Source organism: Flavobacterium sp. CAU 1735 (assembly GCF_039888695.1).
Classification (GTDB): domain Bacteria; phylum Bacteroidota; class Bacteroidia; order Flavobacteriales; family Flavobacteriaceae; genus Flavobacterium.
The window spans coordinates 136,129-158,903 of sequence record NZ_JBDQQQ010000003.1; the positions used below are offsets into that span (position 1 = coordinate 136,129).

At 39.1% G+C, this 22,775-nt stretch carries 17 protein-coding genes; 11 read left to right on the forward strand and 6 right to left on the reverse strand.

Features of this window, described 5'->3' with window-relative positions:
• Positions 1-2: 2 nt before the first annotated feature.
• The 4 genes from AAFN64_RS09515 to AAFN64_RS09530 form a co-directional block, all read right to left on the reverse strand.
• The gene (locus tag AAFN64_RS09515) at positions 3-1,259 is read right to left on the reverse strand and encodes a dihydroorotase (RefSeq protein WP_347760247.1); all 1,257 of its coding nucleotides are present in this window, start codon (positions 1,257-1,259) and stop codon (positions 3-5) included.
• Positions 1,256-3,181, reverse strand: a complete 1,926-nt coding sequence (locus AAFN64_RS09520) for a BatA and WFA domain-containing protein (protein WP_347760248.1) — start codon at positions 3,179-3,181, stop codon at positions 1,256-1,258. The genes AAFN64_RS09515 and AAFN64_RS09520 overlap by 4 nt, the downstream gene beginning before the upstream one ends.
• 65 nt (positions 3,182-3,246) lie before the next feature.
• A complete protein-coding gene (locus tag AAFN64_RS09525) occupies positions 3,247-4,593 on the reverse strand; it encodes a DEAD/DEAH box helicase (protein WP_300485194.1) in 1,347 nt (448 codons plus the stop codon).
• A 75-nt stretch (positions 4,594-4,668) separates the two neighbouring features.
• On the reverse strand, positions 4,669-5,307 hold the full coding sequence (locus AAFN64_RS09530) for a metalloregulator ArsR/SmtB family transcription factor (RefSeq protein ID WP_347760249.1): 639 nt from the start codon (positions 5,305-5,307) through the stop codon (positions 4,669-4,671).
• 151 nt (positions 5,308-5,458) lie between these two features.
• Between AAFN64_RS09530 and AAFN64_RS09535 the strand changes: the two genes are divergently transcribed.
• The 7 genes from AAFN64_RS09535 (at position 5,459) to AAFN64_RS09565 (ending at position 11,746) form a co-directional block, all read left to right on the forward strand.
• Positions 5,459-5,962: a DUF2480 family protein gene (locus AAFN64_RS09535; protein WP_347760250.1), complete on the forward strand. Its 504-nt coding sequence runs from the start codon at positions 5,459-5,461 to the stop codon at positions 5,960-5,962.
• A 16-nt stretch (positions 5,963-5,978) separates the two neighbouring features.
• On the forward strand, positions 5,979-6,530 hold the full coding sequence (locus tag AAFN64_RS09540; protein WP_347760251.1) for an NADPH-dependent FMN reductase: 552 nt from the start codon (positions 5,979-5,981) through the stop codon (positions 6,528-6,530).
• A 217-nt stretch (positions 6,531-6,747) separates the two neighbouring features.
• Entirely contained in the window at positions 6,748-7,089 is a 342-nt protein-coding gene (locus AAFN64_RS09545) for a hypothetical protein (protein WP_347760252.1), read from the forward strand.
• Positions 7,090-7,234: 145 nt separating this feature from the next.
• Positions 7,235-7,414: a PLDc N-terminal domain-containing protein gene (locus tag AAFN64_RS09550; protein ID WP_347760253.1), complete on the forward strand. Its 180-nt coding sequence runs from the start codon at positions 7,235-7,237 to the stop codon at positions 7,412-7,414.
• A gap of 141 nt (positions 7,415-7,555) precedes the next feature.
• On the forward strand, positions 7,556-9,043 hold the full coding sequence (locus AAFN64_RS09555) for an ankyrin repeat domain-containing protein (RefSeq protein ID WP_347760254.1): 1,488 nt from the start codon (positions 7,556-7,558) through the stop codon (positions 9,041-9,043).
• Between the two features lie 4 nt (positions 9,044-9,047).
• Positions 9,048-9,539 (forward strand): DUF2271 domain-containing protein, encoded by a 492-nt coding sequence (locus AAFN64_RS09560; RefSeq protein WP_300485186.1) that lies wholly within the window; start codon positions 9,048-9,050, stop codon positions 9,537-9,539.
• An 11-nt stretch (positions 9,540-9,550) separates the two neighbouring features.
• Positions 9,551-11,746: a PepSY domain-containing protein gene (locus AAFN64_RS09565; RefSeq protein WP_347760255.1), complete on the forward strand. Its 2,196-nt coding sequence runs from the start codon at positions 9,551-9,553 to the stop codon at positions 11,744-11,746.
• Between the two features lie 68 nt (positions 11,747-11,814).
• Here AAFN64_RS09565 and AAFN64_RS09570 read toward each other — a convergent pair whose 3' ends face one another.
• A complete protein-coding gene (locus tag AAFN64_RS09570; protein WP_347760256.1) occupies positions 11,815-13,068 on the reverse strand; it encodes an aminotransferase class I/II-fold pyridoxal phosphate-dependent enzyme in 1,254 nt (417 codons plus the stop codon).
• A gap of 285 nt (positions 13,069-13,353) precedes the next feature.
• Here AAFN64_RS09570 and AAFN64_RS09575 point away from each other — a divergent pair, with 285 nt between their 5' ends.
• Positions 13,354-14,997 (forward strand): fimbrial protein, encoded by a 1,644-nt coding sequence (locus AAFN64_RS09575; protein WP_347760257.1) that lies wholly within the window; start codon positions 13,354-13,356, stop codon positions 14,995-14,997.
• 140 nt (positions 14,998-15,137) lie between these two features.
• On the opposite strand, the gene AAFN64_RS09580 is transcribed toward AAFN64_RS09575, so the two are convergent.
• Positions 15,138-19,553, reverse strand: coding sequence for a lamin tail domain-containing protein (locus AAFN64_RS09580; protein WP_347760258.1), 4,416 nt, complete (start codon positions 19,551-19,553; stop codon positions 15,138-15,140).
• An 882-nt stretch (positions 19,554-20,435) separates the two neighbouring features.
• Between AAFN64_RS09580 and AAFN64_RS09585 the strand changes: the two genes are divergently transcribed.
• From AAFN64_RS09585 to AAFN64_RS09595, 3 genes are all read left to right on the forward strand, one after another.
• Positions 20,436-20,783, forward strand: coding sequence for a helix-turn-helix domain-containing protein (locus AAFN64_RS09585; RefSeq protein ID WP_300485180.1), 348 nt, complete (start codon positions 20,436-20,438; stop codon positions 20,781-20,783).
• A gap of 319 nt (positions 20,784-21,102) precedes the next feature.
• Positions 21,103-21,519 carry a hypothetical protein gene (locus AAFN64_RS09590; protein WP_347760259.1) on the forward strand — a complete coding sequence of 139 codons (417 nt, stop codon included), beginning with the start codon at positions 21,103-21,105 and terminating at the stop codon, positions 21,517-21,519.
• Between the two features lie 157 nt (positions 21,520-21,676).
• Positions 21,677-22,762 (forward strand): efflux RND transporter periplasmic adaptor subunit, encoded by a 1,086-nt coding sequence (locus AAFN64_RS09595; RefSeq protein WP_300485176.1) that lies wholly within the window; start codon positions 21,677-21,679, stop codon positions 22,760-22,762.
• The last annotated feature ends 13 nt before the right edge of the window (positions 22,763-22,775 follow it).

The window sequence follows — 22,775 nt, forward strand, 5'->3', positions numbered from 1 at the left end:
TTTTATTCGTTTAGGATTAATTTTCCGTGGTTGTAAATTCCATAAGCTTTCCCTTTCATCGGTTGTCCCAGAAAAGCGGAATTTTTAGATTTGGAAAGAATATGAGCTTTGGTAAATTCCCATGTTCCTTCGGTTGTAAATAAACTCAGACTCGCTTTGTGATCGACGTTTATCGATTGTTTTTTTAATCCGAATAGTGCTTTTCCGGCGGTTAAGCGGGCTACGATGATGTCGATTGGAAGTACGGCTAATAACGCTCCGAAAGCACTTTCCAGACCAATAGTTCCGTTTTTGGCATTGTCGAATTCCATTTTTTTATGTTCGATATCCAACGGATTGTGATCGGAAGTGATCATATCGATCGTACCATCAATAACGCCGGCAATCAAGGCTTGTCTTTCTTTTTCGTCGCGCAAAGGTGGTGTCACTTTATAACGGGTGTCAAAACCGGTTAATTTTTCGTCGGTCATCACCAAATGGTGTACTGCAATACTACAACTCACGTTTAAACCTTTTGCTTTGGCTTCGCGTATTAAAGATACGGATTTTGCCGTAGATACGGTCGGGATATGTAGTTTTCCACCGGTGTATTCCAATAAGAAAAGGTTGCGGGCTACGTGGATTTCTTCGGCCAGTGTTGGAATTCCTTTTAATCCAAGACGCGTACTCACGATACCTTCGTTTACGACTCCGTTTCCTTTTATTTTTTCATCCTGACAATAAGCGATGATCAGTCCGTTAAAATCCTGAGCATATTGCAATCCGATTTTTAACAGGTTGGCGTTGTCCAGACTTTTGTTATAATCGCCAAAAGCCACAGCACCGGCATTGGTCATGTCGAATAATTCGGCCAGGTCTTTTCCTTCGCTGTTTTTGGTCAGTGCGCCAATCGGGTGTAATTGTGTGGCGGCTTCCCGGGCTTTGTGTAATACAAAATTAACTTCGGTCTGATTGTCCACTACAGGAGCGGAATTGGGTTGTAACGCTATATCGGTAAAACCGCTTCTGGCGGCAACATTCAGTCCGTTGGCAATCGTTTCTCTTTCTTCATAACCCGGTTCGCCAAGCGATACGGAGCTGTCAAACCACCCTTGGGAAACGTGGAGATTCTCCAGTTCGATAACGGCGGCGCCTTCTTCATTCGAAAGGTTCGATCCGATAGCACGGATAGCACCATCGATAATTTTCAGGTCCGTTTTTTGGTTGTGATACGGACTGTCGGTATCGATGATCGTTGCGTTTTTAAGAATTACATTCATTTTACGAATTTTTGGATCAGTAGTTCTAGTAATAAAAATAGTAGTGTTGCGATGATAAAATACTTCCAGGCTTCACTGGCTGTTCGCGTCGAATGGATATCGTTGTAAACAGTGGCAATGGAGTCGGTTTTAGTATATTTATCGTAAATGTTTTCGTTGTGCAGGCTCAGATCGCTTTCGGTACGGGCATGATTAAAACTGATGTTTTTCAGTAGCGTATTTCCTTTCGCGATGGCATAATTTCCAGATTGTTCCGGATAGTCTCCAAAGGACAGTTTGATCTTGTTGTTTAGGATCTGTTGCATTGGGATAAAATCCGATTTTTCGTTTTGAACCGTTACCACTTCATCTTTCGATAAGATAACGTCCAATATCAGACTTTGATTGTCTCCGATTGTAAATTCGGATATTCCGGTTTTCTGATTATTTTGTGCCATGTTGTAAAAAGTAGGCACAATTAACGGGGAGTTTTGGAAGTTACTGTTTGTTTTATTTATCGGTGCGGCAAACAGGTATAGTATTCCGATTTTATTGGTTACGGAGCTCAAAAACGGTGTCTGATCGTCGTAACTTAAAATACCGGACGGATTACCGCCAATCGTAAAGGTTGTATTGACTTTCGGATATTGAAAATTGTCGGTTTTCTTTTCGAATACGGTTTGGTATAGCGGATGGTTAAAGGCTATTTTCGTGATTTGTTTCGGTGTATTTTGTAACGAACCGATTTTGGTAATTCCGAAATTCCCGGAAAATGAAGTCAGATTTTGGACCGATGTTTCCGCAGCCGGGATTACCACAATAGTACCGCCTTTGTCGTAAAAAGCCTTTAAAGTAGTGGTTAGTGCCTGCGGAATTTCTTTTAATTCGTTTATAATAATCGCGTCTTGTTTGTCGAGTGCATTATAATCGAGTGTGCTTAAAGTGGTATTTTTGTATTGGAATTCATCCGGAGTATAAATCCGTGATAAAAATGCATTTTTGTCGGCATCACCAATGGCAATCACATTGGATTTTTCCGGTTTCGAAATGCTGAAATAATAGGTATTGTCGTAGGTTAGGCTGTTGTCTTCCAAAGAAACATAACCGTGGAAATCTTTTTTTGGAAGATTGAACACGATATTTTTTTTCGGGGTATCAAATGCAATTACGGTTTTGGCAACCAGATTTTTTCCGTTATAAACCGCCATTGGAATTTCGGATTGCAATTCGCCATAAGCACTTAACGCTACTTTGATCTCATAAAAATCGTCGGATTGCTGGTTGATCGAAACCTTATCAATGCTGATATTGTTTTTATTTTCGGCCTTTGGAATGATACAATAGACTGGACTTTGTTCCTGAATGACCGCCGCGTTTTTATCGGCTTGTACGGCATCGGTAATGATCACAATATCTTTTGGAACATTGTGTTTTTTAGCTTCGACTTTGTTTCGTAAAAAATCAAGTCGGAAAGGAGCCGAGCTGTACGATAATGATTGTAATTCTTTTTGAATCGAACGGATATCGGTATCCCAAAACGCTTCGGTATTGGTTAGTAATGAAAACCGTTGATTGTCCGGAGTGTTTTCCAAAAGATCCTGTACGGCTCTTTTTAGCAATTCACCGCGGTTGCCTTTGGCCTGCATCGAAAAGGAATTGTCCAAAAGGATTACCATTTCGTTGGCTGTATTTTTGGAATCTTTTGCGTTAAAAAAAGGTTGTGCAAAAGCCAGAATCAAACAGGCTAACAATAGTAATCGCGTACAAAGCAATAACCATTTTTTTATTTGGGAACTCTTTCGGGTTTGGATACTAACTTCTTTCAGGAAGCGAACATTGGTGAAGTATTCTTTTTTAAAACGACGCAATTGAAATAAATGAACCAGAATTGGTATAACCAATAGAAAGAGGAAATACAGAATTTCAGGGTGTTTGAATTGCATTGTATTTTAATGTTTGTCAAAAATAGTAATTAGTTTTTAGTTTTCGACATTACTTCGGGTACCAATTATTTCTTTTTTCGTTTGGCGGCTCTGTTCTTTTCTACAGCACGGTTACGCGGTTTTGTTTTTCGCGGGTTACGTTTGCCGGGACCACCAAGGTTTACTTTTTTATTTTTGTCGGATTTATCGTGGAAAGCACCACCACCATCAAGTTTGGTTCTCTTTAAAAGGAATTTTACTTTTTGTTTTTCCTTTTCAAACTCCAGTCTTTTTTCTTCGATTGTTACCGATGCCGGAATTTCCAAGATTTCCAGTTCTTTTTCCATTAGTAATTCGGATTCAACCTGGAATTCTTCTTCTTTCGGATCGATAAGGCTAATGGCAATACCTTCTTTATCGGCACGACCGGTACGTCCGATACGGTGGATATATTGTTCCGGAACTTCCGAAAATTGCATGTTAATCACGTGAGTAATATCCGAAATATCCAATCCACGCGCCATAATATCGGTGGTTACGATACCGCGAAGATTTCCTTCCTGAAATTCGGCCATGGTATTCAAACGGTAATTCTGGGATTTGTTGGAATGGATTACTCCAAACTGACCCGAAAAGTCTTCGTCCAAATGTTCCATCAGGATATCGGCAACTCTTTTGTTATTTACGAATACCAAGATGCGTTCCAGGCTATCGTCTTCCGTTAGTAAATGTTTTAAAAGATTTACTTTGGTTAGGAAATTCGGTACATGGTATGCAATCTGACGTATTTTTTCCAACGGTGTTCCGGATGGTGCCAGGGAAACTTCTTCCGGGAAATCGAAATATTCGTCCAGTAATTCATCTACTTCATCCGTCATGGTCGCCGAGAATAAAATATTCTGACGTTTCGGTTTCATCATCGATAAAATAGACGTGATCTGAAAACGGAATCCTAGGTTCAGGATTTCGTCAAACTCGTCGATGACCAGCTTTTGCATTTCGTCAAAACGAACAACATTATCTAAGGCAAGATCCATTAATCGTCCCGGTGTGGCTACTAAAATGTCTACACCTTCGTAAACCGAAGTTTTCTGAGTGTTGATGTTTACACCTCCGTATACTCCCAATACGCGGACAGACATGTATTTGGATAGTTTTTCAACTTCTTCCGCCACCTGAACCACCAATTCTCTTGTTGGTACAATGATCACTACTTTTGGAGTATGTGTTGGCGTAAATTTCCACTGTTTTAAAATCGGTAACAGGTAGGCAAACGTTTTACCCGTACCGGTTTGGGCAATTCCCATCATATCCCGTCCCGACATAATTACCGGAAAAGAACGCTCCTGGATTGGAGTAGGCGTAGTTAATCCTATCTCGTCTATAGCTTTTTGTAAGGATTTGGGAAGATTAAATTGCTCGAAAGTGGTCATACAGTGTCTATTTTCGGCAAAGATACAACATTTATTTTTTTATGAGATTTTGGATGTAAACAGGGTATTAATTGGTTACCGATTCTTTTTGATACTGACTTTATAGGTACAACGCGTCGCACCGGAAACAATATGATCCAGGCGCTCTACAGTTGTTTTTTCGCCTAAAACAGCCTGAAAAGTTTCTAATTCGGATCGGCAAAAACCCTGACATATCGTAGCTGCAGCACAAATCGGGCAGTGGTTTTCGTATATTAAAAAATGATCGTCCTCTTGGGTATAGCCGGCCATATAACCTTCGTTGTTGCGGATTTCGGTTAGAATCTGAATGCGTTTTTCAAGTACGTCTATACCCGATACCGCGTTTAGATAGCTGTTCCGGATTTCTGCGGAATGTGCTTCGATAACGGCATCTAGTGCTTTTTCGCCGAGTATTTCCCTTGTTTTCTGGATCAGTTTTACCGTCAGATCGGCATGCGTATCCGGGAAACGGGAATTACCGGTAGCGGTAAGCGACCAGATTTGCTGCGGTCGGCCGCGTCCTTTGGAAACCGTTTCCGATAGTACCAATCCCTCGGAAGCGAGCTTTAAAATATTAAAACGCGCACCTTCGGTGGTCACATTCAGTTCTTTGGCCAGGGTTATAACAGAAAGCGGGCCTTTGGTTTTTAAGATCCATAAGGCTCTTTCGTTTTCCGGTAATTTAATTTCCATAACAAACAAAGTGATTATTTGGTTTATTAGGCGAATTTACTACATTTGCTTCAGAATCAAAAATAATAAACAGCGATTGTATCTTTACAGGATTAGCGCGAACTTCGTAATTTAAGGCTATTTATAAGGTACAATTGGATTCGTTTGGATTATGACAGAAGATGCGACCATAGAAAATAAAGTGACGGCTTCCGGGATTTTACGACTGGATTTAGAAGTCTATCGTCCTACGATGACTTTTGTAACATTTGATATAAAAACCTACTTATATGAAGAATTGATCATTGTAGAAAAAAGTTTCAGAACTGCGATGGATTCCGTAAATTGGGAAGACTATTCGGGTAAAGCAGTGTCAGTTGTTTGTTCTGTTGATGCGATTATTCCACAATGGGTTTATATGTTGATCACAACAAAATTAAAGCCTTTTGCCGCATCAATTGCCTACGGGACGGAAAAGGAACACCTGATAAAAAGCTGGGAAAAGTCGGTCGAAAATGCCGATTTGTCTTTATATTTTGATAAAAAAGTGGCTGTTAAGGCCAGCGAACATATACCGGATGCACTTTATATTTGCGTAAGCACTATTCTGGCCGGTAAAGTTGCCACATTGCTATATGGCGAACCGGGATTGCCCAAAGTGATCCGGAAATATTAACCAATTACTGTGATTTATGAATGTACTTGTATTTAACGGCGCTTTGGAAAGAAGATCCAATGCGACCTCACATAAAATTGCCGATTATTTTAAAACCGAATTCGAAGCGACCGGGGCAAATGTTACCGTTTTTAATCTGCCGGATTCCGGAATTCCACTTTTTGACGTAACCCTGAATACGGTGCCCAAATCGGTGGAGATGATGGCACATGTATTTCGCAATGCGGATATACATATCTGGTTGACACCTTTGTACCACGGCGGAATGACGGGTGTGATGAAAAATTGCCTTGACTGGCTGGAAGTCAGTTCGAAAGAAACGACACCCTATCTAACGGATAAAACGATCGGGTTTGTTTGTTGGGCAGATGGAAGTCATGCGATGAACGGTATTACGAATATGGATGCCGTGGCCAAATCACTACGGGCGTGGACGTTACCTTTTAGTGTTCCGGTTGCGCGTAAAGCGTTATACGATCACGAAGGCGCGTTTACGGATGAATACCGTCAGAAATTTGATCAAATGGTGAAATTACTGGTGAATTGTAAGCATCATAAACCAGTATAATTCAACGAACGATTGGTATTGTTCTCGTGATACCGATAGCTGAATCCTTAAAAAATATAAACCGTAGCGTATTGAAAATGTTCAATGCGCTACGGTTTTTGTGTTTGTATCGTTTTTAATGTTGTATTTCCGTTCGAAAAGCAGTAAGAAAAAGTCATTTATGCTATTGTTTTTTAATGTTTACGGAACTTCTGGTAAACGTTAGAAAAGGGAAGTTATGAGATTAGTCACTATTGTAAAAAAAATGGGAATTCCTTTTTTAGGAATATTGTTGTTTGTTTCGTGTGGTTCCGATGATACAGAAACGACGCCAAAAAGTTTAAGTCAAGAGGAGAAAAATTATAAAAAAGAATTGATACTGGCAAAATTTAAAGAGCTGGGATTAGACCCGGCCAATGTATCGTTTACGGACGAAATTAAACCTGATGAGTGTATAATGCTGAAGTCTTTAGACGATTTAGAAAAGATATTTTCAAAAGAGCCTCTTTTAAGTGACGATGATGTATCCGCTAGGTTAGATGCGGCATGGTCAGAGTATCAAATTAAAAATGCTAAATAATTATATAAGACTTGGCTGCAATTTAGGTTTTGACAAGGAGTGTTGAAACGTGCTTTAGATGAATATTAATAATTTAGGGACACTTACTCCTTCATATTTGTTACTTTCCTTTTTGTAGCACATTGCTATTTAAAATATAAAGAAAATGTTGTTAGATTTATGTTTACAAATGATTATGCCGCTTTTGGCTGCATTTATCATCTTTAGTTTGTTTCGATTGAGCAAATCGAGATTGGAATCGGATAGGAAAATTATCTGGTGTATACTGATACTTGCTTTTCCGGTTTTGGGAAGTCTGGCCTATTTTATTGTTGGAAATAAATAAATGTTTGATAAACAAATAAAAGCAACCATCTATATTTTGTGATAATTTAGCTTTTTATTTAGAATGATTCTTATTAATTTTGCCCGACCGTGATTTTGCAGTAGTTGCTGTAAAAACGGTATCATTCAAAACCAAATTATCATGACTATAAACTTCAAACAGCTATTTATCGCTTCGATAACACTGGCTTCCGTAACGCTTCACGCGCAACAAAATGTATTTTTAGAGCGCTCTTTCTGGAAAAAAAATCCCGACATAACCACTATAAAAGCGGAAATTCAAAAAGGAGGAAATCCTTCACAGTTGAACAGTAATGCTTTTGATCCGGTGGTATTTGCCATAACCGAAGGGGTTTCTAACGATGCCATCAAATTTTTATTATCGCAAGAGGGTAACGGTGTAAATAAGCTAACACACGATGGTAGAACCTACCTGTTTTGGGCGGCTTATAAAGGAAATGTCGATCTGATGGAGTATTTATTAAGCAAAGGTGCTAAAACGGATTTACAGGATGACAAAGGGTATACCCCATTGAACTTTGCTGCTGCAAATGGTCAGGCAAACACCAAAGTGTACGATTTATGTCTTAAAAACGGAGCCAGTCTGAAAAAAGATGTGGATCACGAAGGAGCTAATGCACTTTTATTAGTCGCAGCTTATGATAAAGACTTTTCTTTGATCAACTACTTTGTGAATAAAGGATTGGATCTTAAAAGTACCGATGCCAATGGAAATACGGCTTTTAACTATGCCGCCAGAACCGGAAATATTGAAACCTTGAAAGCTTTGTTAAAAAAAGGAGTGAAGTTTAACGATAACGCGATGATCTTTGCGAGTCAGGGAACACGTAGTACTGCCAACACGCTGGATGTTTACCAATATCTGGAAGAATTAAAAATCAAGCCGACAGCTACCGGGAAAAATGGAGAAACCGTTTTACATGCCATCGTAAGAAAAGACAAACAAGGTGATATTATTAAATATTTCCTGTCTAAAGGTGTAGATGTAAACCAACCGGACAAAGAAGGAACAACCGCTTTTATGAACGCAGCGGCAAGTAACAGCGATCTTGAAGTGCTAAATATTTTACTACCTTCGGTTAAAAATATCAATCAGGCGAATAAAAAAGGAGCAACCGCATTGTTATTAGCGGCACGTTACAATTCTCCGGAAGTGGTTCGTTTGTTGTTAAGTAAAGAGGCCGATGTAAAAGTTGTGGATGCCAATGGCGATAATGTAGTAGCCTATTTAATGCAATCGTATACACCGCAAAAAGAGGAGTTGTTCCGCGCCAAATTAAAAACAATCGAGCAAACCGGATTGAATGTGGCAGCACCTCAGAAAAACGGAAATACGTTGTTGCATATGGCAGTTGCAAAAAATGATATGTCGTTGATCAAACTTATCGAAAGTTATAAATCGGACGTAAATGCTAAGAATAAAGAAGGAATGACTGCTTTACATAAAGCGGCTTTAGTAGCGCAGGACGATGCGATTTTAAAGCACCTGATCAACAATCTTGACGCTAAAAAATCAATCCAGACCGAGTTTAAAGAAACAGCCTATGACCTGGCTTCTGAAAACGAAACATTGACTAAAAATAAAGTATCACTAGATTTCTTAAAATAAGAATATGAAAAAACTGTTTAAAGTAGCCCTTATCCTTGCGTTGACATTTTGTTCGGGAGTAACAGTAATGGCACAGAAAACCGGATCATCGAAATACAAATGTATGGTTCAGATGACAAATTATCCCGGTGAAGGTGCTTATATTGTAGTATCGTTAATCGATCCGAAAGGAGCCTATGAAAAAACACTTTATGTGATGGGCGATGATAAAAAATGGTACAAAGACCTGAAAGAATGGCATAAATTCCAGACTAAAAAACCAGCTAATCTTAGTGCTATTACCGGAGCATCGGTTTCGGGTGGTGAGCGTAGCATTACAGTGTTGGAATTAGAAAATGCGAAGATTAATGCAGGTTACAGCCTTCGATTCGAATCAGCGGTAGAGAACCAGGAATACCGTGTAAAAGACATCGAATTCCCGTTAACAACCGAGAATCTTTCGGGTAAAAATGAAGGTACGGGATATATCCGTTACGTACGTATCAGTCCGAATTAACAATTGGAAATATGACAATCTCATTATGGAGATACAGCCATCTAGCGTTGGCTGTATCTTCTTTTCTCTTTATAGCCCTCGCTTCCGTAACGGGAATTGTGCTTGCTTTTGAACCCGTTCTGCAAAAAACACAACCCTATCGCGCAGCCGACTTCAACCAAATTACGGTGGCTGAAATGCTACCGGTACTCAAAAAGGAATACGACGAAATTACCGATGTAACGATTGATGCCAACCAGTTTGTAATAGCCAAAGTGATTGATGCCGATGGTAAGGACGCAACGGTTTACGTAGATCCGAAAACAGGGAAATCACTCGGAGCGGTACCTAAAGAAAATGAATTTTTTCGATGGGTAACCACATTGCACCGCTCGCTTTTTTTACATGAAACCGGAAGGGTTTTTATAGGGATAACCGCCTTTTTATTGTTACTGATCGCGAGTACCGGAACGGTTTTAGTGATTCAGCGGCAACGTGGTTTGAAACGTTTTTTTACCCGGATCGTTAAAGAAAACTTCGCGCAGTATTACCATGTATTATTGGGACGACTGGCATTAATTCCGATTTTGATCATTACAATTACCGGAACCTATCTGTCGTTAGTGCGCTTTGAATTGCTAGGACCGGAAAAAAAGATAACGCACGCTATCGATTTTGATGCCATCCGTTCGGAGCCGGCTCAAAAGTTATCCGATTTTAAAGTATTTCAGCATTTACCTTTATCCGAAGTACAATCCATTGAATTTCCGTTTTCCGAAGATGTAGAAGATTATTATACGTTTAAACTGAAAGACCGGGAATTGGTCGTGAATCAGATAACCGGTGATATCCTAAGCGAAATACCGTATTCACAAACCACACTTTTGTCCAATCTGAGTCTGACGTTGCATACCGGGCGTTCGAGTGCTGTTTGGGCGATTGTTCTGGCGATAGCTGCTGCGAATATTCTATTTTTTATTTATTCCGGTTTTGCAATCACATTTAAAAGACGCGGAAATCGTGTTCGAAATAAATTTAAAAGCGACGAAAGCCGTTTTATTATTTTGGTCGGATCGGAAAACGGGACAACATTTCGTTTTGCGAATGCCGTTCACGAACAGTTGCTAAAACAAGGAGAGAAGTCCTTTATTACGGAACTGAATGCATATACAGTTTTCCCGAAAGCAGAACACCTCATCCTGTTAACGGCTACTTATGGTTTGGGTGATGCGCCGACAAATGCGGCAAAATTCCGTACATTATTGGAAAAACAGCCACAACAGCAACCGGTTCACTTTTCGGTTTTAGGTTTCGGATCCAAATCCTATCCGGATTTCTGTAAGTTTGCTTTTGAGGTTCACAATATATTGGAGCAACAAACATGGACAATACCATTTCTGGATATTCATACTGTTAATGATAAATCTCCGGATGATTTCCAACGCTGGGCGAACCTTTGGTCGCAAAAAGTCGAAATTCCTTTTTCCGAATCGATGATTGATTTTCAGATAAAACCAAAGGGATTAAAAGCGTTTACCGTTGTTTCGAAAACCGAACTGGCACATACCGACGGTGCCTTTCTGATTCAGATAGCACCACAACGCAAGTTACCATTTACGTCCGGAGATTTATTAGCGATTTATCCGGCTGACGATCACCGGGAACGTCAATATTCGATTGGAAAAGTGGACCATATGGTACAGTTGAGTGTCAAGTTATATCCCGGAGGTTTGGGGTCGTCTTATCTGTATGCATTAAAACCGGGCGATACACTACAAGCCCGAATTGTAGGTAATGAGCATTTCTATTTTCCGAAAAAAGCCCAAAACGTGATTATGATTTCCAACGGAACCGGTATTGCACCCTTTTTAGGAATGCTGGACGAAAATAAAGGGGCGAATTGTTATTTGTATTGCGGTTTTAGGGGAGAAGCTTCGTTTGCCTTATATCGGGACGGTATTGAAACCTGTTTGACCTCACAAAAATTAAAACAATTGCATATTGCCTATTCACGCGAAGGCGCAAAACAATATGTCAAGGATTTACTGGCACGGGATGCGGTTTTTATTGCCGAAACGCTACAATCGGGTGGTGTGATCATGATTTGTGGATCATTGGCAATGCAGCAAAATGTAACGACTTTATTGGAAACAATTTGTAAGGAGCATAATGGTATGGAGTTGCATTATTATCAATCCCATAATCAAATACTGACGGATTGTTATTAAACTTCCGCAATTTAACAAAGCGCAACTTTTAGTTGCGCTTTGTTATTTAAAAATGTTTCGTTCCTGATTTAAACGGATGTTTCGGATGTGATGGCGACATTTTGTAAGGCGGTGACAAATGCGGTCAGATGCTCGATTTCAACATGATCCATTACGACAATTTTATACCATTGGTTGGTTGCGTCGTGTTTTTGTGGTACCAGATTAAAGCGTTCGGCAACTTGTTCCGGGACAAAGGAAGCCTGAACGGTTGCGATATTCATAAACGGTTCCCTGAAATATGGGATTTTCAATAGATCGAGTTGCTGACATAACCAGTTGGTACGCATTTGTAGAACAGAAACTTTTTCAAACCATCCGTGTGCACCATAGGTTGTCAGAATCAGCCATACGGCTACGGCATTTGCTCCGGAACGACTTCCACAGAGTGTCAGATCAAGACCTTCCACATATTCGGCTTCTTTGGTGAGTACGTTTTCGATAAGTCCTTTACGACAGATAAAAATACCGGTTCCATAAGGCGCCTGTAGCATTTTATGTGCATCAATGGTAATGGAACTGATTTTTGGATTCTGGAAATCAAGAACCGAAGAAGCATTGCTAAACGGATAAACAAAACCGCCATAGGCGGCATCGACATGTAATTTATAGTCGAGCTGGTGTTTTTCAAGCAAAGACGTATACAGGTCGGGATTGTCTACCGAACCAAACATGGTGGTACCCATATTGGCTACTACGATAAAGTATTTTTTACCATTTTCTTTGGCTTTGATCAATATTGTTTCCAGTGTTTCTGCTGTGATGGAACGATTTCCAAAATCTACCGGAACTTTTAACCAGTCGATCAGTAACAGATTGGCTCCTTTCGGAATGGAATAGTGGGTGTCTTCGGAAGCCAGGATTGCAATTTCATCAGGATGTGCTCCGAAAGTATTGCTAAAATAATTCCGGTAAATCCACAGTGCCTGTATATTGGCTTCGGTACCGCCGGGAGCGATATAACCGTCGAAGTTTTCAGGTTCCATATGGAAGATATCCACTGCGATCATATTGAGTACTTCACGTTCGATTTCCTGCGTGCCTTTAAAGGCCTTTTCGGAAGTGCCAAATGTATGACAACCAATATGGTTTGGATTGGCTACAAACGATTGTAGCATCGGAGCCTCTTTTAAAAAGGGAGCTTCTTCATAAAAGACTTTGCCATCCAGTTTGGAGGCGGGATAGCCTAAGGAGGCATCTTTTGAAAAGTTAACATTTTCTGCCAGCGCTTCCCGGATGTGGAGCTGACGTTCTGCTGCGGTTACTTTTTTCCAGTAATTCATATGGTTCTAATAGATTTCTACAAAATAATGAACCTATTCGCGGATAAAACATGATAATTGTTAGGTTTTGAATGTAAAGTAGACAGGATAGAAACAGGCGGGTAAACCGTTTTAAATTAATGTCTGTTGAAAGGTTGTTATTGACTCGGTTAGGCTTACCTGAATTTAAGGTGGTATAAATTAACTTTGTAATAATCAGTTATGATGTGCCAAAATATTGTTCTGTATCCTCAATTTAATCGTACAATTCCAAAAGACTAACGATAAATATTAATATAAATGAGTATGAATAAGTATTTTGTATCGTCGGTTAAGTCGACAATAAGTTTTCTAATTATAATTCTTTTTGTTTTTACGCCTGTTTCCTGTTCTGAAGAGCGAGATGTTTTTACTGCTGATCCGGCAAACGGAATGAAGTCTTTGGAATTTAAAATCAGTCTGAGTGATTTTAACGAAAGTTCAGACGCCAATCCAACAGAACAGGAAAATGCTATAAAACAGCATAGTTTATTTCTTTTCCATAATAACGGAGAAGAATTAGTTCAGGAAGAACGCCATCATGAAATTAAAAATGAAAAAATAACCGTTGCGATTCCGGAAAGTGAAATAGGAGAGGGTTTAAAAGCCTATTTAGTGGCTAATATGACTTTCTCTGACGATCCGATAACGGAAGCAGAATTACTTCAATTGAAAAGTACACGTCGTCCGGAAGATTTTATAAGTGATGGTTTTCCGATGTGTACCAGTGCGCTTCCAGTTTTATCCGGAGACGCTTCTCCGATTGTAATTGAGGCGTCGTTGCAAAGAGTACCGTCTGCACTATATGTAGAAGTAGAAGAAAATGCAGCAGCGGGTACTGTTTATAATAATAGTTACCGGATTGAAATGGAAGGATTACAAATACAGGAAGGTGCTCTGTTTAGTAATACTGTTACAGCACTACCAGCACAGGGAAAGACCGATTACAGTTCGAAATTGACAGCGGTAAATACGCCTGAAAATATAGCCTACTTTTATCAGAGCCAGCAGATCAAAATATATATTACACCAAACGACCCCAATCTTGGAAAAGCAAAAATAATCACGATCGAAAATTCCGAAAGTGTGGTACGGAATAAGAGATTTTTATTAAAAATTAAACCGGTAAAAACGATCAAAAAGGCTATTGATTTTAGAATTCAGGTAACGGAATGGGAAACGGCGGTAATTCTGGTAGAAGTTCCTTTGCTTACTCATGTTCCTCATGAACCGGGAACGCTTTTTGCCGAAGGCGTTAGTTTGGATACAGGGTGGTATGATCAGAATAAGTCGAGAGGGCAGGAAGGATTTTCTCAGGACTCCAAGCTTTGTTGGGCGGCTACCAGTAGTAATATGATTCAATGGTGGCAGGATCGTTATATAGCCGATGGGAATGTACTTCCTGTTGGGGTTCCAAATGGTTTTACTCCGGGTAGAGAGCATGCTAATTTCCGGCAATTGGCCGTTTTTGAAACGTTTGCTTCTCATTTTCCTAATCAGGGAAATATGGAATTAAAAGGAATGATTTGGTATTTTCCGAAGTATTTTCCGGAAATATTTCCAAATATAGATCATTTTTTTGATCATTCTTTTTTTGAAGAGAAATATCCCAATAACGTAAAAGCGTTTTCGGAGTTTATCATAAAAGGGTTTCAAGAAAGAGGAGTTTGTTCGATAACTACTGTTACACCTCATCATATACGTACCTTTTGGGGATGCAAATACAATGTAGAAACAGGGATTATTGAAAGTATTTATTTGACAGAATCAGATGATAAAGATATAGTGTTATGGTGGGATGTACCTATAAGTGTTTCAAGTAGTGGAAAATTAATGGTTGGCCCTCACGAAATTCATTCAGTCAGTGTGCTTTATGCTTATCCGGGAAGGAGTATTCCTGCTGTATTGTAGCGATATTCTCATTGAAAATCTGGAAAAAAGAAAATTTTATTGTTTTAAGCTAAGTCAGCTTTGAGATAATCACGATTTTACTAATAGCAAAAAGGGCCATCCCGAAAGACAGCCCCTTTTTCATATTTGTTTATTTGAAATTAGAAAAGCATTTTCTGCGTTTTCACTTCATTGTTAACCGTTACAGTTCTTACGATGATCACCTGGTTATTGTTGTTTAATTTGTCGATAGCAATTGCCTGAGCATTGAAGTTATCGTTGTTGAACAATACTTTACCAGATAGGTCAAAAATAGTTACTGACTGGATTGCATCTGTAGAAGATACAACGTTGATCACATTGTTTTGTTTGTACATAGTGATCGCATTAACCGGTTGACCAAAAGTAAGGTTTTGAGCTGCTTTAGCTACAGTTTCAACAGTTGTAACATCGATGATGTTTGAGTTACCACTTGTATTACCAGCTACTGCTCTTACTCTGTAGTAGTACGTTTTGTTTGGTACTAATCCAGATACCGGTAAGCTAACTCCAAAAGAAGTTACGTTCTCATATCCTGGTAAGAATGATGGAATTGAACCAGAGAAAGTATGTGTACCTAAGTTGGTTACATCATTTACTGGTAATACATCCCATTCTGTAGCCAATGTAGGGAATCCTGAAGTTGGATTTACCGATACTCCCGAAATTACAGAAGCTTTACGAACTAAAGTTTTGTCAAGTGTAGTTAAAGAACCACTTGTCCAAGCCACTCCCGGATCTTCACCGATTCTTCCGATGATATCTACGTTAGCGTTTGTTGAAATTTTGTAAAGCGCTACAGCATCGTTACCGTTAAAGTTAACCGAAGCAACTACAGTAGCAGTACCAGAATAGATAGAAGCACCTGAGTTACGGATTACAACTGTACTTCCGCTAGCTAAAGTACCGGATAATTGTACGTCGTTTGCAGAACCTGAAGCACTTGTACTTCCGTTTGAATATAAACGTACGCGGTAGTCTGATAAGTTAACAGCAGCACCGGTTCCGTTATAGATTTCTAAATATTTGTTTGTAGAAGTTCCTTCCACATATTCGGAGAAGAATAAGTCAGTAGCAAGAGCAGTAGAACCAAATGTAGCTGATTCACTCACGTCAATGCGATAGCTTTCAGCACCGAAAACTTCATCCCAGTTTGCTGTAAAGCTAGTTCCTGTAACAGCAGTAGCCTCAGTAGCAATAGGAGCCGGTACCGGAGCCGTAGTGAAAGTCAATTCCTGACCGTAGCTTACACCAGCAGCGTTTACGCTATATGCTCTTGTATAGTATACTGTTTGTCCGTATAAATCGGAAATGTTAACTGTATAGGCTCCAATTCCAGTTCCGTCATCAGCTCTGGCTACAACATCAGTTCCTCCGATTTCAGGTGAAGGTAATGTACTGAAAACAATACCTCTTTCGATTACAGTTGAACATCCTTCGTTGGTTACCTCAGCAGATACTTTTGCAGCATAAGCCGATAATACCTCAGTAGCTGTAGTAGCTACAGTAGCAACTTTGTTTACACCTGTACCGGCAGCAGCAACGATGATTTCTGTACCAGCACCAGCGATAGTTACGTTTTCGTTATAAGCAGCTACAGTTGTAGGCTCAAAACGTACATAGATAACCTGAGAATAGGTTCCTCCGGCTTGTGTTAATGAAAGAGTCGATGTAAATGGTCCCGCAGCATCAGTTGCAAAAGTGAAACCAGCAGCTGGTCCTACTTCGATAGCATCAGTAGTAAGGTTGATTCCGGATAAAGTAAAGTTTTGTACAGTACTTACAGCGTTAATACAAACTTCACCGAAGTTAGTCAATGCCGTTACCGTGAATGTAGGTTGTGTATTTACGATAGTAACTACTTCGATAATGTTTGAGTTGTCACTTGTGTTTCCGGCAACAGCTCTTACACGGTAGTAGTAGTGTTTTTCAGGAGTTAAACCTGTTACGTTTTGCTGTGTAGCGTTTACGGTTAAGTTTTCATAACCGGCAACAAATGAAGGAGCAATACCTGCGAAAGTGTGTGTACCTAAGTTAGACACATCGTTTAATGGTAAAGCATCCCATTCTGTAGCCAATGTAGGGAATCCAGAAGTTGGATTTACCGTTACACCTGAAGTAACAAATGCTTTACGAACTAAAGTTTGATCAAGAGTGCTTAATGAACCACTAGTCCAGGCAGCTCCCGGATCTTGTCCGATTCTTCCGATGATGTCTACGTTAGCGTTTGTTGAAACTTTGTAAAGGGCTACGGCATCATTACCGTTGAAGTTAACAGAAGCCACCACTGTAGCTGCACCTGAGTAGATAGAAGCACCTGAATTACGTAAAACGATAGTACTTCCGTTTGCTAAAGTACCGGATAATTGTACGTCGTTGGCAGAACCTGAAGCACTTGTACTTCCGTTTGAATATAAACGTACACGGTAGTCTGATAAGTTAACAGCAGCACCGGTTCCGTTATAGATTTCCACATATTTATTAGTTGATGTACCTTCTACATATTCTGAGAAGAAAAGTTCAGTAGCCGGAGATGAAGTACCAAAAGTAGCCGATTCACTCACGTCAAGACGGTAGCTGGCTGCACCTTCTGATGCGTCCCAGTTGGCAGTAAAACTATTGTGTGTTACGTTAGTTGCATCTGTAGCAACAGGAGCAATAACCGGAGCTGTAGTGAAAGTCAATTCCTGACCGTAGGTAGTTCCACCGTTATTAACACTGTATCCTTTTGTATAGTACACTGTACCTCCAATTAAACCAGATAAGCTGGTAACATAATTTCCGATACCGGTTCCGGCATCTGTAACCTTGATTACATTGGTTCCACCGATTACCGGGTTAGCCGATGTACTATAAACAATTCCTCTTTCTGTTACTGTCGAACATCCTTCAGCACTTACTTCAGATGTAACTTTGGCAGTAGCAGCAGATAAAGCACCTGCTTCGATTGTAGTGATAGACGATTGCGTGTTGATTCCTGTTCCGCTAGCTGCAATAGCAACAGCCGGAGCATCACCACCAACGATAGCAATGTTTCCGTTGTGTGCACCGGTAGTAGTTGGAGCAAAACGGATGTATACGGTCTGATTAAGTGTACCACCTGCCTGAGCGATAGATAAAGTAGCAGAAAAAGGACCTGTTGCCGTTTCTGAAAACTCATATCCGGCTAAAGGACCTACTACTAGCGGAGCTGTAGTCATGTTGATTCCTTCTACGATAAAGTTACGTACTTCTGAGAACTGATTCACACAAACTTCTCCAAACGTACGGATCGTACCAACGGTTAATGTCGGTAAAGTATTTACTAAAGTACTGGCAGTAACATCGGCACTAAAGATAGTTTCTACTGCCGGAGTAGCCTGATTTCTGGCTTTCACACCAAAAGTATAAGCGGTATTGTCGGCAAGACCTGTTACTGTAATAGTTCCCCATTGAGCAGCGGTTCTCCAAACAGGATTCACACCTAAAGTACCGTTAGCCTGTACATAACTTCCGTTGATTTCACGGATTGCATAGGTAGTAACTGCAGGGTTGTTGTTCTGTGTTGTAGCGTTTACCGTGATATCCAAAGTGTAAATTCCAGGATTGTTCACTGTTAAAATTCCCGGAACATTGGCAGCAGTATAGAAGTTAGCACCTGTTCCGTTAGAAACAGCACTTCCAGCTGTTCCAACAGCTCTGAAGAAATACTGTGTATTCGGTAATAAAGTGTTTAATACAGCACTGATTCCAATTGCAGTAGTTCCACTTACAGATGATGGAGTAGCTGCAATACTGTTTCCGTAAGCTGAAGAAGTTCCCCAGTTAAAAGAAGCAGAAGATGTTGTTCCATTGGCGTTAAGCGTACCGTTAAGTGTAGCTGAAGACGCTGTAATTGCTGAAGCAGCTACAGTAGTTACTGTTGGAGCATCAGCCCATGATACCACTACATTGTCTAAAGCAATACCATCACGACTACCTGATCCGCTGATTTCATCGTATTTCCAACGGATCCATACGTTTCCGGAGTTATTGTCGATGGCAGAAAGATCAATATTCGTGTAATTGGTTACAGTACCTTCTGCAAGTGTACCGGATGCATAAGCTCCTCCGCTTACAGCTGTAAATCCGCTGGTAGCTGAGGTCGTACTGATTTCAAGATCGAAAGAGTTGCTACGGGCTTGCTCTCTGATTTTGATTACATCATACGAAATTTTTAAATTCGATTTACCGGTTGTATTGGTTAGTCGCAATACAATTGATCCCGGTACAAAAGCACTTCCAGAACCAAGGATACCAATTTTTGATCCGTAGTTGTAGTTAGCACCTCCATTAGAAGTGGCATTACCCACTGTCATGGCATTGTCCACAGCCGTACCGTTATACGAAGTCCATCCAGTAGGATACGTAGTTCCGGTTGCACCTGGTGTGGTGTTGAAATTTTCTGAGTAAGGCGAAGTTCCCGGTAAGGTAACCTGACCCCACATCACTGTCGAGGCCATTAAGGCCGTAAACAGAAGACCGGCATTGCCAATTGTCTTGTGTAAATGTGTTTTCATAAATTAAAAGATTTGGTTGTACTATTGATTATCAATACAATACAAACATAGAGGCTAGGTGTTAAAAATTGCCGTTTCTAAGATTGTGTTATGGTAAGCTGTAGGTTATTCTTTATTAAACAGAATGTTACCGGTTTAAATTATTTGTTAAATGAAATGACACATTTTTCGGTTTAAGTGTAGGCGTAATGCGAATTATTTGTGTTTTTTAGTAATTATACTATACATGATGTAATTGTTAAGCAGGCGAATTGGTTAAAATCGAATACTTCCAATTGGAGCAGAATTAATGTGTATTGTTTTCTCAAAATGACCCAAAAAGGCAATTTTTTTAATCACGTTGAGTGACTATATGGATAAACAAATCATTCTTATGGATAAAAAGGGCATTGGTGTTATTTGTTAAATACAGACTTTATATTTTCTAACGGCTGCTTTTTCACCAAAGTCGATTTCCTTTAAGTCAACCCAAAAGCTAGTTGGCGTTAGAACTGTTTCAAAATAATACACGCGGTTTTTATGATCGGATACCGAACGCCAGCGGGTAGAAGAGATATCAGGTTTTCCGGAATAGAAATCCCAAAAGAAACAATTTCGGATTACACGAAATACACTTCCTACAGCTTTAACGATTTAAAAGTAAAGAATTGAAAAATGTGATTATTATTTAAAAAGAAGCGTATAAAAGTGATTTTTTGTATCAATTTAATAGTTTGCTTTTTGAGAAAATGAAAGAATAATCACAAGTTTTAAAAAAAGGAATTATAGGTCAAAACATACTAATAAAGAGCCAAATAGACTATCAGAATAAAAAAAACGGGATAATTTTAGAAAACGTTAATGGAAACGATCTTTTATTTTTTATTGAAAAAACAGAAAATTATGGAGTTAGTTACTTTAGAAAGCAAAGCGTATCAGATGCTATTAGCAAAAATTGCGAAAATAGAGGAATACATCAAAGGATACGACACAAAGCCAAAACAGGTAAAAGAACAAGATGAAATATGGATGGACAATTATGATGTATGTCAATTGTTCCATATTAGTACAAAAACATTACAACGTTTGCGTAAGGACGAATTACTACCTTATACAAAATTAAGAGGGAAATGTCTTTATCGTATGTCAGACATTGAAGTGGCCTTAAACGAACGATTAATTAACAGAAGTCCTAAAAAACTGGACGAGTTTCGAAAAAACTATGTAGTGAAAAATACATACAAAGGGTAAATAAAAGTTTTGAATCCGAAACTGGTGGCTATTATAATGGTAGTCGGTATTGTTTCAGATGAAATGTTTTTTTAAGAATTAAAGCAGTTAAACAGCTAATCAATGAGAATTAAAAGTGTTGAAATAGAGTTCTTTATTGATTAACTGTTACTGTTTTTGAAAAGGTATATTTTTTACCTGTTATTCGAAAAATTTCAGGATGTTTGTAAATGTAATAACCGGACAAAGAGCTTCGATTGGGAGGTATTATTTTATTGAAAATTTAACATTTCTTAAAAGGTCTGTATACACAACTTTATATAATTTTGAATCCATTATTATGAAGTTAAGAATTAGACTTTTTATAGCGCTATGTTTTGTGCTGCTGAGCGGATCTGTCGGGCTTTTTGCCCGTACGGCACATCAGCAGTTTTTGGGCTATGAAACAAGTGGGAATTCTGAAAAATTTCAGAACGCTGGTGTATACAGTACACTTAGTGATATCACAAATTATACTTCATGTCATGTAGAAAAATTAAATGACAAAACATATCCTACCGATAATGAGACCGAAGAAAATGAACTGACGTCTTCTAAAAAATGGTTGGAGTTAAATAATTATTTTACTACCGTATTATACACACAAGTACCCGCTAGGGATTACTACACTATAAAAAAGCGCTTACAACTTTGTAAGCCTTTTTTGTTTTTGCCTTCCTGCAAAAAATTTATCATCTTCCGCGTTATCAGAATTTGATTCCAAACCACCATTGGCGTTAAAACGCTATCTCCACTAACATTTGTTTTGCGGCACCATGCTCCTGGGATTTTTTTGCCCGTTTCGGAGTAAGGATATCTATGCCCGTACACTAAAAAATCAATAAAATTTTATACTGCTTAAAAGCAAAACCATTATGAAGAAAATCCTAATGCTCACAGGGTTATGTACCTTGTTGTGTTCCATTGGCTGTACGTCAAAAAAAGAAACCGAAAAAGAAGATCAAGTAAAATATCTGGTAACCAATCCTGTTCAAAAGGATACGATGATTACAAAGGATTATGTGTCCCAGATTCATTCCATTCAACATATCGAGTTAAGAGCTCAGGAACGTGGATATCTGGAGAAAATTTTTGTCGATGAAGGACAATTTGTGAAAAAAGGACAATTGTTATTCCAGATTATGCCAAAATTATACCAGGCAGAAACACAAAAAGCAGCTGCTGAAGCCAGTTTTGCTGAAATCGAATATAAAAATACCAAACGACTTGCCGATAAAAATGTGGTAGCACCAAATGAATTGGCTATGGCGAAAGCGAAACTAGATAAAGCCAAAGCCGAATTAGCGCTAACGCAGGTACACCTTGGATTTACCGAAATCCGTGCGCCGTTCGACGGGATCATCGACCGTTTTCATGTAAGACAGGGAAGTCTTGTAGACGAAGGTGATCTGTTAACCAATCTTTCGGACAACAGTAAAATGTGGGTGTATTATAATGTACCCGAAGCCGAATATCTGGATTATAAAGCGAAAGTAAAAAGCGATAGTGCTCCAAAAGTAAACTTATTAATGGCAAATAATAAAATGTTTGACCATTCAGGTGTGGTAGAAACTATTGAAGGTGAATTTAATAATGAAACCGGAAACATTGCCTTCAGAGCAACATTCCCGAACCCTAAAGGATTGTTACGTCACGGAGAAACCGGTAACATCAAAATGGGAATTCCACTTAAAAATGCGATTCTGATTCCGCAAAAAGCAACTTTTGAAGTTCTTGACAAAAAGTATGTATACGTAGTGGATAAAGACAATGTATTGCGATCAAGAGAAATTCAAATCGCTGCAGAATTACCACATATTTTCGTGATTAAAAGCGGCTTGTCGCTAAATGATAAAGTACTTATCGAAGGAATACGTCTCGTAAAAGAGAATGAAAAAATCAACTACAAATTAGAGAAGCCTGAATATGTTATGTCGCATTTAGAGCTATATGCAGAATAATCGAATAACTAAA

Bases quoted from the DNA above. Each gene is read 5' to 3' on its own strand.
- AAFN64_RS09515 (WP_347760247.1), bottom strand. From the start codon at position 1,259: ATGAATGTAATTCTTAAAAACGCAACGATCATCGATACCGACAGTCCG.
- AAFN64_RS09520 (WP_347760248.1), bottom strand. From the start codon at position 3,181: ATGCAATTCAAACACCCTGAAATTCTGTATTTCCTCTTTCTATTGGTT.
- AAFN64_RS09525 (WP_300485194.1), bottom strand. From the start codon at position 4,593: ATGACCACTTTCGAGCAATTTAATCTTCCCAAATCCTTACAAAAAGCT.
- AAFN64_RS09530 (WP_347760249.1), bottom strand. From the start codon at position 5,307: ATGGAAATTAAATTACCGGAAAACGAAAGAGCCTTATGGATCTTAAAA.
- AAFN64_RS09535 (WP_347760250.1), top strand. From the start codon at position 5,459: ATGACAGAAGATGCGACCATAGAAAATAAAGTGACGGCTTCCGGGATT.
- AAFN64_RS09540 (WP_347760251.1), top strand. From the start codon at position 5,979: ATGAATGTACTTGTATTTAACGGCGCTTTGGAAAGAAGATCCAATGCG.
- AAFN64_RS09545 (WP_347760252.1), top strand. From the start codon at position 6,748: ATGAGATTAGTCACTATTGTAAAAAAAATGGGAATTCCTTTTTTAGGA.
- AAFN64_RS09550 (WP_347760253.1), top strand. From the start codon at position 7,235: ATGTTGTTAGATTTATGTTTACAAATGATTATGCCGCTTTTGGCTGCA.
- AAFN64_RS09555 (WP_347760254.1), top strand. From the start codon at position 7,556: ATGACTATAAACTTCAAACAGCTATTTATCGCTTCGATAACACTGGCT.
- AAFN64_RS09560 (WP_300485186.1), top strand. From the start codon at position 9,048: ATGAAAAAACTGTTTAAAGTAGCCCTTATCCTTGCGTTGACATTTTGT.
- AAFN64_RS09565 (WP_347760255.1), top strand. From the start codon at position 9,551: ATGACAATCTCATTATGGAGATACAGCCATCTAGCGTTGGCTGTATCT.
- AAFN64_RS09570 (WP_347760256.1), bottom strand. From the start codon at position 13,068: ATGAATTACTGGAAAAAAGTAACCGCAGCAGAACGTCAGCTCCACATC.
- AAFN64_RS09575 (WP_347760257.1), top strand. From the start codon at position 13,354: ATGAATAAGTATTTTGTATCGTCGGTTAAGTCGACAATAAGTTTTCTA.
- AAFN64_RS09580 (WP_347760258.1), bottom strand. From the start codon at position 19,553: ATGAAAACACATTTACACAAGACAATTGGCAATGCCGGTCTTCTGTTT.
- AAFN64_RS09585 (WP_300485180.1), top strand. From the start codon at position 20,436: ATGGAGTTAGTTACTTTAGAAAGCAAAGCGTATCAGATGCTATTAGCA.
- AAFN64_RS09590 (WP_347760259.1), top strand. From the start codon at position 21,103: ATGAAGTTAAGAATTAGACTTTTTATAGCGCTATGTTTTGTGCTGCTG.
- AAFN64_RS09595 (WP_300485176.1), top strand. From the start codon at position 21,677: ATGAAGAAAATCCTAATGCTCACAGGGTTATGTACCTTGTTGTGTTCC.